Genomic DNA, 14265 nt, shown 5'->3' with positions numbered 1-14265 from the left:
AGAGGGTCGGCCAGCGCAGCGCAGCCGGGGTGAGTAACCTCTGCGGCTTAAAGGCCACCATTAAAAAGTATTACATCGAATAAAACCAAATACAATGCAAAGAAAAAATATTTACGCTTACGCGCTCGGCCTGTTGCTTACAGCGGCTTGCGCGCTTCCTGTAAAGGCACAATTGGGTGTCGACAAAGAAACTTTTACCCGTGCCGATACTTTGCGTGGTTCCATAACCACGCCCCTGCGCACCTGTTACGATATTAACTATTATCACCTTGATGTGAAGTTTGATATCGACAAAAAATTCATCAGCGGTAATGTGCAGTTTAAATTTACCGCCACAACCGATTTTACCAAACTCCAGTTCGACCTTTGGAATAACCTTAAAATTGAAAAGGTAGTTTATAAGGGGCAGGAGCTTGCCTACAAACGCGAGTTTAACGCCGTGTTTTTAACTTTCCCCAATGCCATTACTAAAGGCAGCAAAGATGAATTTACCGTTTATTACTCGGGCAACCCAACCATTGCCAAGCGCGCACCCTGGGATGGCGGTATAGAGTTTAATGTAGATTCGCTGGGGCATAACTGGGTATCTACAGCCTGCCAGGGTATGGGGGCCAGCGTGTGGTGGCCAACAAAAGATCAGCAGGCCGACGAGGTAGACAGCGCCCTCATCAGCATCAGCGTGCCCAACGGCTTAAAAGATGTATCAAACGGAAGACTGCGTAAGGTTACCAAATTAAAGGATGGCTATACCCGGTTTGATTGGTTTGTGGCCAACCCCATAAACAACTACGATATTGAAGCCAACATTGGCGATTATGCCCATTATGAAACCGATTACCAGGGCGAAAAGGGCAAACTCACCATGGATTTCTGGCCGTTAAGCTACAACCTGGCTAAAGCCAAAAAACAATGGGGACTTGACGCACCACGAATGCTGAAAGCTTTTGAACACTGGTTTGGTCCGTACCCCTTTTATGAGGATGGTTACAAGCTGATAGAAAGCCATCACCTGGGTATGGAGCACCAAAGCGGCACCGCCTACGGTAACCACTATCAGAACGGCTATCTGGGTCGCGACTTGTCGGGCACGGGTTGGGGCCTTAAATGGGATTTTATTGTGGTGCACGAAAGCGGGCATGAGTGGTTTGGCAACAACATCACCAGTAAAGATTTGGGCGATATGTGGATTCACGAGAGTTTTACCAACTATTCCGAATCGTTATTTGTGGAGGAATACTACGGTAAACCAGCCGGGCAGGAGTATGTGCATGGTACCCGCCTCGCCATCCAGAACGACAGGCCAATTGTTGGTCCGTACGGTGTTAACAAAGAAGGTTCTGGCGATATGTACTACAAGGGCGGCAATCTGCTGAACATGGTACGCACCATTATTAACGATGATGAAAAATGGCGCGGTATCCTGCGCGGCCTCAACAAAACATTTTACCACCAAACGGTAACTTATGATCAGGTGGTTGATTATATCAACAAGGAATCGGGTATGAATTTATCGCCGGTGTTTGATCAGTACCTGCGTCATAAAAACTTGCCGATACTGGAAATTGCGGGCAACGCGGGCGGGCTTTTTTGCCGCTGGATAAATGCCGATGCCAAAGATTTTGCCATGCCGGTAAAAGTGAGGGCCAAAGGCGGCGAGTATCAATTCATCACCCCAACCACCAGTTACACCCCGATAAAGTTGACCGGTATTACCAAAGAGAATATTGAAGTGGATACGTTTAACTTTTACATCGGCGTTTTAGTTGAATAAACTACTGACGGCTGCTGACGACCTACTGACGCCGACTGACGAACTACTGACGCGTGCTGACGGCATACTGACGGGCACTGACGAAATATGTAAATTGTGGTCTGTTGGGTCTTAAAAACGTATTTTTTTAAATATAGGTGATGGAAAAGTTGATTAAATTTATTTTCAAAACGCTGCAACCTATGTGGAAAACCTGCGTCTTATAACTACTAAACAATTAGCTATTATGAAATCACTATCAAAACTATTATTGGTTGCTGTGCTGGCCACGGGAACAGTAAATTATACGTTCGCAAAGACTGCCCCGGTTGCCAAAATCCTGCAGCAAACCACCCAGGACCGCCATTTATCGGGTTTTAACGCAGTTGACCTTGCCGGCTCGTTTGATGTTGTAATTGTGCAAGGCTCGTCAGAATCAGTTAAGGTTGAGGCCCCATCTGACGTTATAGACCGTATTATAACTGAAGTGGAAAGTGGCGTTTTAAGGATCCACAGTAAAAAGAACATCAACGGCGACTGGAGCTTTGGCAATAACCGCAAAATGGTGATATACGTCACCGCTAAAGACCTGAACAGCATTGCAGTAACAGGTTCTGGCGATATATTTTTCAAGGAAGGTATTACTACTAATTCCCTTAAATTAAAGGTTACCGGCTCTGGCGATATGCTGGGCAGGGTTACCGTTAAATCATTGCAAAGCAGCATAGCCGGCTCTGGCGATATCAAGCTTTCTGGTCGTGCAGATGAATCTACAGTTAGCGTAGTAGGCTCAGGTGATTTCACCGCCCGCGATCTTATAACCATAAATACCGCAGTACGCGTAGCAGGCTCTGGCGATGCTGTTGTAAATGCCAGCAACAAAGTTGATGCTGCGGTAACCGGTTCTGGCGATATTCACTACACCGGCGGTGCCAAAAGTATATCTACCTCAAAAGCAGGCAGCGGGGATATTAGCAGGTTGTAACTGATTAACTATTAATATATTGCAAAAGGGCGATGAGTAAAACTCATCGCCCTTTTGCTTTAAAAACCTGGTGAAATACTTTAAAACCGCGTGTACAGCGCCAGTTGGGCTACATGGTTCAGGGTATAGTTTTCGGCCTGTTTAATGTATTGGTTAAGGTAACCGGTTTCTATATCAATCATTTTATTAATTCGATAACCTACTGCAACATAGGCACGGTTTTGATCGAATGTATGTTTGTTTACCTTGTTTTTATTTTGAATATTAACAAATACTTCGTTCTGCAACGCCAGGAACGCTCCTTGCGTAAAAATGGCCGAATCTGATTTCAGTGGAACAATTCCGCGCACAAAATACCTTAAACGCTGCGAAAAATACTGATCGTTTTTATTGGGTGCCGAGTGCCCCATAAACCGCTGCTCTAACCGGAAACGGTGTGCCACGGCAACGTTTTTACCGACTTTGTGCGAGTAGGTATACTGCTGCCAGATGCGGTGCTCGGGCCTGAAGGTTTTATCTCCGGATGCAGTGCGGCCATTGGTGGCAATATATGCGTAACCTAATGCTCCGACCTTGTTTTTAGCAAAATAATAATTAGCCGATGGGCGTAAAAGGGTATTCTTTAAAAAGTTCACCTGATCTGCCGAGCGAAACTGGCCATCAAACGAATAACCCCAGTGTTGCGATAGCTTTTGGGAGTGGAATACCGCTGCCCATCCCGAGAACTGGTTATCCTGCGCAAACAACTTTGCCGGGACTAAAAATGCTAATACGATTAAAATTGATAGTTTTTGTTTCAATTGCATAGGTAAAAATATATGTAAATGGAAAACGCAGACAGGCGCTGCAAATTGCCGGTCTGCGTTATTTTATACTGATTTTATTAGATTTCGAATTTCGCCAGGCCAACAAATTCGCTAATGCGGGCACTAATTTCGTCCTGTGATAAATTCCTCAACCGCTCCGAACCAAACCTCTCTACACAGAACGATGCCAGCGCAGACCCATAGATGATGGCGTTTTTCATATTATCGAAGCTCACAGTGCCAGCTTTGGCCATATAGCCAATAAATCCTCCGGCAAAAGTATCGCCTGCGCCTGTGGGGTCAAAAACCTCTTCAAGCGGAAGGGCAGGGGCGCTAAAGATCTTATTCTCGTGGAAAAGCAGTGCTCCGTGTTCGCCTTTTTTAATAATAAGGTACTTTGGACCCATTGTTAATATTTTACGGGCGGCCTTAACCAATGAAAACTCTCCCGATAGCTGGCGTGCCTCGGCATCATTGATGGTTAAAACATCAACCATCTGCAGGGTTTTGTGCAATTCGTCAAGCGCAATGTCCATCCAAAAGTTCATGGTGTCCATTACAATCAGTTTTGGGCGTTTATGCAGGCGTTGTATAACAGTTTGCTGTACCTGGGGCGATAGGTTACCCAACATGAGGTATTCGCAATCTTGATAGGTTTCCGGCACAATGGGGTCAAAATCTGCCAGTACGTTAAGCTCGGTAACCAACGTATCCCGACTGTTCATATCATCATGATACCTGCCGCTCCAAAAAAACGACTTCTCGCCCTTTTTAACCTGCAAGCCATCGGTATTAATATTGTGCTTGTTCAGGTCGTCAATTTCGCTCTGCGGAAAGTCGTCTCCTACCACAGCAACGATTTTTATATCATCAAAAAAGTAAGAAGCGCCCAAACTTGCGAAGGTTGCAGACCCTCCAACGATTTTATCTGTCTTCCCGAAGGGTGTTTCAATGGCGTCAAATGCCACAGTACCAATAACTAACAAACTCATGTAAAAATATTTTAATTTTTTTTGCCACAAATATTGTGAAATTACCTCAGAAATTATACTTTTGCACCACTCCAAACGGAAAAACACTCCTGAGTAGCTCAGCTGGTTAGAGCATCTGACTGTTAATCAGAGGGTCGCTGGTTCGAGCCCAGCCTCAGGAGCCTCAAAATCAATGATTTAACCCCACTCTGGCGAGTGGGGTTTTTTATTTGCAGAAGATTTGCAGAAAAAACCGCAAAAGATCAATAAACCTTGTTTTGCAGAAAAGTGCTGATTAGCTTAATCAAAACCGTTCAACAGCCATAATTATACCTAATATATCCTTATCATTGGCCGTACACCATCGCAATTCATCAAACTAAAAGCTATATAAAGTCCAATAGGCAAATCGCCTTAATCTCCGTTTCAACCTCAATAATTTCCTTTCCGTCAAACAATTGATTATATTCGTTTTACTAAAAAAACTATTGGCAAAGTATAGTAAGCTTTCTGATCAGGAACTGATCGGCCTTTTAAACAAGGACGACGAGGCAGCCTATGAAGAAATCTATAACCGGTACTGGCCTATCCTTTATCAATCCGCTTATAACATTCTCCGAGATAAAAGTGGCTGCATGGATGTATTGCAGGAGGTTTTCGTTTGGCTGTGGGAACATAGAGAGACCCTGCAAATCAATAACCCTAAAGGATACCTGTTTTCCGCTGTAAAATATAAGGTTGCCAATTATATCCGTAAAGGCAAAGTAAGACGGGCACTTTTTGCAGAGTTGGAAGTTATAGATCTAAACGAACTGCCATTTTATGATGACAACCTTGAAGTAAGAGAATTGAAACAGATCATTGCTCAATTTACCTCGGAACTGCCTGACAAAGCGAGACAAGTATTTTATTTAAGCCGGTCCGAACACCTGAGCAATAAAGAAATCGCAGAGCGATTGGGCATTTCCGAAAAGACGGTAGAGAACCAAATGACCACCAATCTCAAAAAATTAAGATTGAAGATGGGTCGCCTTTCCGCCTGGATGATCTTCTTTATATAAACTACCCGAACTTTAAATTTACATTTCTTAAAAATAATTTCATAGTACATAGGGGCTACCCTATCGCTCGTGTGCCTTACAGATATAAACGTTAGTTGAACAAGCGTAACAAGGCATATGAACAAGATCGAGTTTTTGACATTAACCGAAAAGATCAGCGATGGTACAGCTACCGATGAAGAAATTAGGCTGTATAACGCTTATTACAATTCTTTCCAAAAAACATCCGGTGCTTGGGTCGAAGAACTGTTAGGGAACCAGGAGGAGATAGATACGGAATTATCTGCTCATATCCGGGCAGCGGTCAGGCAACCCCACAGTATCCGCAAGGTTATTTGGCCCCGTATCGTAGCAGCGGCTTCCATTATTTTGTGCTTATCCATTGGCGGTTATTTTCTATTACGTAAACCATCCGCACAACAAACGGTACGAGTTTCTAAAAATGACATTGCCCCAGGCGGTAATAAAGCTATCCTGACATTGGCTGGCGGCCAAAAGATTGTATTAACAGGTGCCAAAAACGGATTACTGGCCAACCAAGGTAACACCAGGATCAATAAGACAGCAGACGGCCAGCTTGTTTATGACGCTTCTAAATCTGAAAGTGGCACTACAATATATAATACCATGACCACACCGCGAGGAGGTCAATATCACCTCACCTTAGCCGATGGCACTAACGTTTGGCTCAATGCCGCATCATCGATCAAATATCCGACTGCTTTTAACGGCGATGAGCGACTTGTGGAGATTACGGGAGAAGCTTATTTTGAGGTTGCGCATAATGCCGCCAAGCCTTTTAAAGTAAGCAGCGGCGGGCAAACGGTGGAGGTATTAGGCACCCACTTTAACATCAATGCCTATGCTGATGAGCCAGCTATCAGAACAACCTTGTTGGAGGGAAGTGTAAAGCTGACTATCAATAAACAAAAGGCCATTCTAAAGCCGGGCCAGCAGGCATTTATTTCAGGCGGTAACAATGACTTAATTAAAATTAAAGCAGTCGATGTTAACGAAGTTATGGCCTGGAAGAACGGCTATTTTATCTTCAACGATGAAAATATCGAAAGCATCATGCGCAAGATCTCCCGCTGGTACGATATAGATGTGACTTACCAGGGCGATATGACAGGTAAGGAATTTGTCGGCTCGGTATCGCGCTTTAAAAACGCATCGGAAGTATTACGCAAACTTGAAGCAACCGGAATTATTCACTTTAAAATGGATGGAAGGAGGTTACAGGTGATGCCATAATTCTACAACGAGCAGCGGTAGCCTAAAAAAAGACCGGAAGTGCTTCCAACACTCCCGGTTAATGCCTGGGTTACCCATTTAAATTCATGTGACGCACAAATTATTGATAACTAAACCCAAACATGTAAATGTATGCATTTTTACGTATTCTCTGAAAGCGGGGAACAACCCTGCCCATTAAAAAAAATCCTGCTGGTTATGAAACTCACCTTCGTTTTGATAGTCGCAGCACTGCTTCAGGTACACGCGAGGAGCTTCGCCCAGAACATTACCCTGAACGAACGCAATATTTCCTTAAGCAAGGTTTTTACCGCTATTAAAAGTCAGACGGGCTATGATTTTATCTACAACCCGCAAATGCTGGATAAGGCTAAACCAGTAAGTATTCATTTAACCAATACGCCACTGGTTAAGGTGCTGGAAGACTGTTTTAAGGATCAGCCGGTGACCTATACGATTGATCAGAAGACAATTATTGTTAAGGAAAAAGAGCAATCTCTATTTGACAAAATAAAAAACGCTTTAGCTATTCCTATTACGATTTCTGGTAAGGTAACAGACACAATCGGCACACCCTTGCCCGGTGCAACAGTAAAAAACATCACTCAAAATACGTCAACCATTACAAATGATAACGGTACTTTTCTTATCAGCGCCCTGACTGGCGATAAAATTACAGTAACGTTTATAGGATATAATTCTTATGTTTTTACAGTTACAGAGAATCTACCATATCAAGCTATAATTCTTCATTCTTTTAATAGTAAATTGGATGAAGTCATCGTAAGCACAGGTTATCAGGATATTCCAAAAGAAAGAGCGACAGGTTCATTTTATAAGCTCGACAATCAATTAATCAATCAGCGTGTAAGTCCAGATATAATAAGTAGACTTGACGGATTGACAAGTGGCTTACTTTTCGATAACCATGACAGTCAACAACACACAATTCAGATTCATGGTCTAAGCACTTTAAATTATGGCTCTGCATCGCCATTAATTGTACTCGACAATTTCCCTTACGCTGGTAATATCAATAATATAAACCCCAACGATATTGAAAGCATTACGATTTTAAAAGATGCCGCCGCATCGTCAATTTGGGGTGCTCGTGCAGGCAACGGGGTTATTGTTATAACGACCAAAAAAGCTAAGGCTAATCAGCCATTAACTGTAAATATCAATTCCAATATAACTATCTCACCAAAACCAAATTTGTTTTCAGCAAACCAAATGTCTGTGAATGGTTATATCGATTTAGAAAAAAATCTATTCAGTCAGGGTTATTATGATGCCCTGTTTTCTAATCCATCCTTCCCCGCTTATTCGCAGGTGGTTGATATTCTAAACCAGCAAAGGAATGGGCAAATATCCGATTCACAAGCTAATCAGGCCATCAATCAGTTAAGGGGACAAGATGTGAGAACTGATATGCAAAAATACTTATATCAAAATTCTGTTAACCAGCAATATTATCTAAATCTCACAGGTTCAGGAAATAATATAAGATACCTTGCTTCGGCAGGATATGATAATGACTTAAGTAATTTAAAGGGCAATGGCAATAACAGGTTAACTATACGATCAAATAATATCATCGACCTGACAAAAAAATGGCAACTGCAAACTGATCTAATCTTAACGAAATCAAACTCCACTGCCAATAGCCCCGGTGGTTATGGCGGTTATAAAATATACCCCAATAGCATTTCTCCCTACGCCAGACTTGTCAACAATGACGGTACGCCTGCCGCAATCGATCTTTATTACAGTAAAGCCTTTACAGATACGGCTGGCGCGGGAAAACTATTAGATTGGAAATACAGGCCGTTACAAGAGCTTCAAAACAACAATAATAAATCAACCAACACCGATATATTGTTAAATCTTGGCACTTCTTACAAGGTATTTAACTGGCTAAGGGCTGAAGTGAAGTATCAATACGAACAATCGTGGGATGACCTCAATAATTTACAAAACTTAGATTCTTATGTTACAAGAGATGCTATTAACACTTATACACAAATCCACGGGAGCGCCGTTACTTATATTGTTCCTAAAAATGCCATTTTAAATAGCCAGGAAACGATTAATAAACAACAGGCCGTAAGAGGCCAATTGAACATTGACCATACCTGGAATGATAAAAATCAATTCTCTGCCATTGTTGGTTCGGAAATAAGAGAAACTCAAAGCAGTTCGATCTATGGAATGACTTATGGTTATGATCCCAACACCCTAACCACAACACCGGTAGATTTTGTTAACCTTTATCCTACTTACGATGGAATATATGGGAATACCTATATAACAAATGGCACAAGGTTTACGAAATTAGTCAATCGGTTTGTATCAGTTTTTGGCAATGCTTCATATACCTATGCCAATAAGTACACCATTTCTGCAAGTGCAAGAAGGGATGCGTCAAATATATTCGGGGTAAGTACCAATCAAAAATGGCAACCACTTTGGTCAACAGGTGCAATGTGGAAAATTGATCGGGAAAAGTTTTATAATGTTTCTTGGTTGCCTGAACTAAGTTTACGTTTAACTTATGGTGAAAGTGGTAACCTTTCTCCAAATGAGTCTGCACTTACAAAAATTCAATACTACACTGCCTCGCGAAATCCAATCAATCTGCCGTATGTCGGTATAAATTCGCCGCCAAATCCTCATTTAAGTTGGGAACAGGTAAAAACCTTAAATATTGGACTGGATTTTAGTTCATTTGGTAACAGAATGAATGGCTCGTTCGAATATTATACAAAGCACTCAGATGACCTGATCAATGGGGTACAACTTGACCCGACAGTTGGCTTTTCAAATGCCCGTCAAAATTCCGCAAGCATCTTTTCTAAAGGTATAGACTTGGTTTTAAATTCATTAAATACCAATGGAGCTATAAAATGGCGATCAACCGTTTTATTTAATTATGTAAATTATAAAGTCGTCAAAAACCTTAACCCACCAGCTACGCAAGGATTGGTTAGCTCCGGGACATACATATTCCCTATATTGAATTATAATCCCTATGAAATTGTTACCTATAAATGGGCTGGTCTAAATCCTAAAACGGGCGATCCACAAGGTTATGTTAATGGTGTGGTCAGTACAGATTATAATGCGCTTACCCAAACCCAGTTAGATCAGCAAGTCAACAATGGTTCTGCAATCCCCCCCGTGTTTGGCACAATTAGAAACACTTTCCAGTGGAAAAATTTTTCATTGGCTGTTAATATTACTTATAAGCTTAACTATTATTTCCTTAGGCCAGCGACGAACTATAGTAACCTTATTACGTCTGGAAGCGGCGGTTACTCGGACTATGACCAAAGATGGCAGAAACCGGGCGATGAAATGCATACCAATGTTCCATCATTTATTTATCCTACGAATTCCCAACGGGATGTATTCTATCAATATTCTTCTATAAACGTTGAAAAGGGTGATAATTTCAAATTGAATGACATTTATTTCAGCTATGATTTTATACCCCACAGGAAGATTTTGGGGTTTAAATCACTTCAATTTTATTTATATGCCAATCAATTAAACTTCATCTTATGGAAAGCGAATAAGGCCGGTATTGACCCTGATATTATTTATGATATAAAACCTCCGGTTAGTTATTCAGCGGGTATAAAAGCCTCTTTATAAATTTAAACATAGTAACATGAAAAAGATATTTAGTAATTACACATTCCATTTCATACGGTATTCGTATGTTTTCATATTGGTCATACTTGGTATGCCATTCTATTCATGCAATAAGTATTTGGATGCGAAGCCCGATGCAACAATTGCCACTCCTTCAACGATTGATGATCTGGAAGGTATTTTGAACTATTATAATTTTATTAATGCGCGTTACCCTTCAGCATCAGAAGTGAGTTCTGATGATTATTACTTAACAGCAACTGATTGGAGCACACTTGCGGATGCGCCCCGTAACTATTATATCTGGCAAAAGTATGATAACATAGGTGGCGATTATACAGCACCCTACTCAACAATTGAGTACACTAACGTTGTGCTTGACGCCCTTTCCAAAATATCAACTTCCGATATATCCAGGAAAAATATCGTTCAGGGGAGCGCTTTATTTATACGTGCATCAAATCATTATGCCTTAGCTCAATTGTTTGCTAAAGCTTATGATAAAAATACTTCCAATACCGATATGGGAATTGTAATCAGGTTAACATCGGATATCGCCGTAAAACCCGTGCGTTCTTCCATTGCAGAAACTTATAGTTCCATTTTAAGCGATTTACAAAGATCAGTTCTATTATTACCGGCCAGTCCGTCCCAAAAATTCAGGCCGAGTAAACCTGCGGCCTATGGAATGTTGGCAAGAGTATATTTATCCATGAGCGACTATAAAAATGCTGCTCTCTACGCCGATTCAGCACTAAGTTTATACAATAAATTGATCAATTATAATTCCGTCAGCACTACAGCAACAATTCCGTTCGCGCAATTTAACGATGAAGTAATTTATGATGCAAGAACATCGGCACCCGCAGCACTATCATCCTCAAAAGCCAAAATTGATACTATTCTGTATGCCAGTTATACTGTAAACGATTTAAGAAAAACCATTTTATTCAAAAAGAACACTAACGGCAGTTATGCATTTAAAGGAAATTATACTGGCCAAAATAATGCTTCTTTGTTTACAGGTATAGCCACGAATGAATTGTTTTTGATTAGAGCAGAAACGGCAATAAGAAATGCCAATGTAACTGTCGCCCTACAAGCAATAAACAGCCTGTTAATTACACGATATAAACAGGGCACTTACACCCCTTATACAAATACAGATCCAACTCAATTGCTTGCATTTATTTTACAGGAGAGGCGAAAGGATTTATTATTTAGAACACTTAGGTGGACTGATCTTCGACGATTAAATCAAGATGTTAATTACTCCAAAACGCTATCAAGAAATTTGAATGGGACGATTTATACCCTTGTTCCTGGGAGTGAACGTTATGTATTTGAAATCGACAGGAATGCCGTAAATATAAGTGGACTTATCCAAAATCCATAATCTTAATTATCAATCAGTTACATCATGAGATTTTTTTTATTATTATTAAAATATATAGTGGTTACATGTTTACTGCTTAACTCTGCTAAGACTTTTGCCCAGACATCAAAAACCATTAAAACACTTTCAATCGGGGATAAAATGCCTGACGTAAAAATCACCAATATTATAAATAGCCATATCAAGTCTGGCAAAATTTCAGATTATAAGGGGAAACTTATCCTACTTGATTTTTGGTCCACGTGGTGTTCGGCCTGTATAGATGGATTTTCGGAACTTGATTCCTTGCAACGGCAATATCCTGATAAAATTCAAATTTTACTTGTCAATCCCAAAAGGGAGGGTGATAGTAAAAAGGGGGTACAAATCGTCATCAATAGGATGAATGAATGGTCTACACGTCCTTTTCGACTTCCTATTGTATTCCAAGACACTTCCATTACTAAGAATTTCCAATTTCATAGTCTTCCACATTGCGTTTGGATAGGGCCGGATGGAAAAGTCATTGGAATTACTGGAAAAGAAGAAGTGACAATTCAAAATATTAAAAAAGGTATCGCTGGGAAAAAGATCGAGATAATTGCAAATAAACATTAAGCCATTACAAAAGACACCAATGAAAATAAAATGCCACATAATTCTAATCTCGCTAATGATAATCGGGTTAAATACTTTGTTTGGCCAAGAGCCAATTCATATCTATGGTGATATAAAATCGGGGATATATCAACCTATCGAGGGAGTCACTATCAAAACTATCAAAGGGCTATCAAGTACCGTAAGTGATGACAAAGGCAGGTTTGAAACTATCTTATTGTTTACAACTGATACTCTTTTGATCACTAAAGCAGGATACAAACCCACTAAAATTGTCATAACTCAAAAAACTATAAATGTATTACATATTAAACTTAAGCAAATTTGATAGTCATTGAAATTATTATTCAAGCACCTCTTTAAGATAAAAATCATTTACTCCTATCCGAATACGGCAAATAGTCCAAGTAATTATTAACCATGCCATCTTAACATAATGGACATAACGAATTAATTAACTTTCAACGATAAATGACTGGCAATTAGCTTTTTGTCATATTCACGGTTTGTTGCCTTGCCTGCTTAACGACAAACTAAATTAACGGTCGAATATGTTTCACCAGTTATGAATTAGCTTTATGAAAATCTGGTACTATATCGGTTTTGGTGTTTTGCTTTTGTTCATTATGGGTGCAATCGTTTGGCTGGTGATGGATATGATTAAAGAGAAAAAGAACCCTGTTATCAAAAAGAAAAAATTAATAATATTCTCCTTCGTTCTTCCACCCTTTCATGATATTAATGATAGGGTCAGTTAATAGTTAAGAGCGCCCTGAAGGAGCAGGGCGCTCTTTGTGGTAGAAAATATAAATGCCTAAATTTGTGTGTTTAAATCTGCCAGCCTATGCAGCATCTAAAGGATTTTTTAATCCGTATCCAAACGTTTGACTTGCGTGTGGTCGAAGACGATATTTACATGGAATGGGGAACGAATGCCAAGAAGCACGTCAAAGTTTATGACCTCACCTACCAGACGCCATACTATGACAGCTTTTCTTACCGGAGCGAATTAAGGGTATTGAAAGATATGGCCTTTATCGACCTGATGACTTTAGATAAAGAACTTATTCAAATCCAGCTGACCGAACTGGTTAAAGTCCGTAACCGCTTTAAGGAGTTTTGGGGTTATTATCATGATAACTATTCCGAGATGACACGTGTTTATAACCGCTCCTTTATTTTTTCTGTCAGGTTGGATTATTTATTTATCGTCAATGGCCTGCAATCCGCCGATGCAGAGATAGTAGTTAGTAGCAAGTTCGGTGAAGACCTAGGCGAATCGGTAAAGCTACGGGAAAAGTTCTTAATGGAACTGATCAACAGAACTGAAACCGCTATTAAACCGAAACAATCTGAAGCCGAATTTAAAGAATGGCTGAACGCCGAAAGGAAAAAACGGGAAGCGGAAACGGCCACGCCTGACACCGCTAACGAAACGTCAATAACTCCTAATTCCGAAACACCCAACGTGCCTGAAACACCGGCAGTAAAGGAAACCACTACCGAACCTGAACTAAGTTACGAACAGTTAGCTGCTGCCAAAATTGTCGGCTTCTATCCAACCTTTAAAGCGGGCACAGCGGCACAATTATTCAGTTTGTTAAAAGAATATTTTATTCCCGAGGAACATGCGGCGCTGGAGAAACTATTGTTACATGACGAAGCCCCTAATACGCCTTTATTATTCCGGGGTTCTGCCACCGCATTGGCCGATGCCTTTAAACAACTCAAAGAAGCAAATCTGATCGTAGGGTGCCGGATGATTGACCTCGAAAGGTGGATAGCGCC

Annotated in this window: 11 protein-coding genes and 1 tRNA gene; 10 read left to right on the top strand and 2 right to left on the bottom strand. The window is 40.7% G+C overall.

The features are described 5' to 3' along the window. Positions 1 to 94: 94 nt before the first annotated feature. Positions 95 to 1771 carry a M1 family metallopeptidase gene (locus BLS59_RS14140; RefSeq protein WP_091149944.1) on the top strand — a complete coding sequence of 559 codons (1677 nt, stop codon included), beginning with the start codon at positions 95 to 97 and terminating at the stop codon, positions 1769 to 1771. Between the two features lie 226 nt (positions 1772 to 1997). Beyond that, positions 1998 to 2735: a head GIN domain-containing protein gene (locus BLS59_RS14135; RefSeq protein WP_091150207.1), complete on the top strand. Its 738-nt coding sequence runs from the start codon at positions 1998 to 2000 to the stop codon at positions 2733 to 2735. An 80-nt stretch (positions 2736 to 2815) separates the two neighbouring features. On the opposite strand, the gene BLS59_RS14130 is transcribed toward BLS59_RS14135, so the two are convergent. Beyond that, on the bottom strand, positions 2816 to 3541 hold the full coding sequence (locus BLS59_RS14130) for a DUF2490 domain-containing protein (RefSeq protein WP_091149943.1): 726 nt from the start codon (positions 3539 to 3541) through the stop codon (positions 2816 to 2818). A 77-nt stretch (positions 3542 to 3618) separates the two neighbouring features. Next, on the bottom strand, positions 3619 to 4533 hold the full coding sequence (locus tag BLS59_RS14125) for a PfkB family carbohydrate kinase (RefSeq protein WP_091149942.1): 915 nt from the start codon (positions 4531 to 4533) through the stop codon (positions 3619 to 3621). A gap of 87 nt (positions 4534 to 4620) precedes the next feature. Here BLS59_RS14125 and BLS59_RS14120 point away from each other — a divergent pair. The 8 genes from BLS59_RS14120 to BLS59_RS14080 form a co-directional block, all read left to right on the top strand. Next, positions 4621 to 4694 (top strand) — tRNA-Asn (locus tag BLS59_RS14120). A gap of 306 nt (positions 4695 to 5000) precedes the next feature. Further along, entirely contained in the window at positions 5001 to 5573 is a 573-nt protein-coding gene (locus BLS59_RS14115; RefSeq protein WP_091149941.1) for an RNA polymerase sigma factor, read from the top strand. A gap of 117 nt (positions 5574 to 5690) precedes the next feature. Then, positions 5691 to 6827 carry a FecR family protein gene (locus BLS59_RS14110; protein ID WP_091149940.1) on the top strand — a complete coding sequence of 379 codons (1137 nt, stop codon included), beginning with the start codon at positions 5691 to 5693 and terminating at the stop codon, positions 6825 to 6827. A 198-nt stretch (positions 6828 to 7025) separates the two neighbouring features. Continuing rightward, positions 7026 to 10484 carry a SusC/RagA family TonB-linked outer membrane protein gene (locus tag BLS59_RS14105; RefSeq protein ID WP_162842635.1) on the top strand — a complete coding sequence of 1153 codons (3459 nt, stop codon included), beginning with the start codon at positions 7026 to 7028 and terminating at the stop codon, positions 10482 to 10484. Between the two features lie 118 nt (positions 10485 to 10602). Then, positions 10603 to 11880 (top strand): RagB/SusD family nutrient uptake outer membrane protein, encoded by a 1278-nt coding sequence (locus BLS59_RS14100; RefSeq protein WP_162842634.1) that lies wholly within the window; start codon positions 10603 to 10605, stop codon positions 11878 to 11880. Between the two features lie 24 nt (positions 11881 to 11904). Then, positions 11905 to 12477, top strand: a complete 573-nt coding sequence (locus BLS59_RS14095; protein WP_091149937.1) for a TlpA family protein disulfide reductase — start codon at positions 11905 to 11907, stop codon at positions 12475 to 12477. Positions 12478 to 13055: 578 nt separating this feature from the next. Beyond that, positions 13056 to 13235 carry a hypothetical protein gene (locus BLS59_RS14085; RefSeq protein ID WP_091149935.1) on the top strand — a complete coding sequence of 60 codons (180 nt, stop codon included), beginning with the start codon at positions 13056 to 13058 and terminating at the stop codon, positions 13233 to 13235. Between the two features lie 86 nt (positions 13236 to 13321). After that, a partial coding sequence (locus BLS59_RS14080) for a hypothetical protein (RefSeq protein ID WP_091149934.1) occupies positions 13322 to 14265 on the top strand: 944 nt, incomplete at its 3' end.

Source organism: Mucilaginibacter pineti (genome assembly GCF_900101875.1).
In the GTDB taxonomy this organism is placed as follows: domain Bacteria; phylum Bacteroidota; class Bacteroidia; order Sphingobacteriales; family Sphingobacteriaceae; genus Mucilaginibacter; species Mucilaginibacter pineti.
Note: the sequence above shows the minus strand (reverse complement) of the source record. Positions and strands in the feature narration are given on the sequence as shown.

Excerpts from the sequence above, each read along its gene's own strand:
- BLS59_RS14105 (WP_162842635.1), top strand. The coding sequence starts at position 7,026 with ATGAAACTCACCTTCGTTTTGATAGTCGCAGCACTGCTTCAGGTACAC.
- BLS59_RS14110 (WP_091149940.1), top strand. The coding sequence starts at position 5,691 with ATGAACAAGATCGAGTTTTTGACATTAACCGAAAAGATCAGCGATGGT.
- BLS59_RS14140 (WP_091149944.1), top strand. The coding sequence starts at position 95 with ATGCAAAGAAAAAATATTTACGCTTACGCGCTCGGCCTGTTGCTTACA.
- BLS59_RS14085 (WP_091149935.1), top strand. The coding sequence starts at position 13,056 with ATGAAAATCTGGTACTATATCGGTTTTGGTGTTTTGCTTTTGTTCATT.
- BLS59_RS14095 (WP_091149937.1), top strand. The coding sequence starts at position 11,905 with ATGAGATTTTTTTTATTATTATTAAAATATATAGTGGTTACATGTTTA.
- BLS59_RS14130 (WP_091149943.1), bottom strand. The coding sequence starts at position 3,541 with ATGCAATTGAAACAAAAACTATCAATTTTAATCGTATTAGCATTTTTA.
- BLS59_RS14135 (WP_091150207.1), top strand. The coding sequence starts at position 1,998 with ATGAAATCACTATCAAAACTATTATTGGTTGCTGTGCTGGCCACGGGA.
- BLS59_RS14125 (WP_091149942.1), bottom strand. The coding sequence starts at position 4,533 with ATGAGTTTGTTAGTTATTGGTACTGTGGCATTTGACGCCATTGAAACA.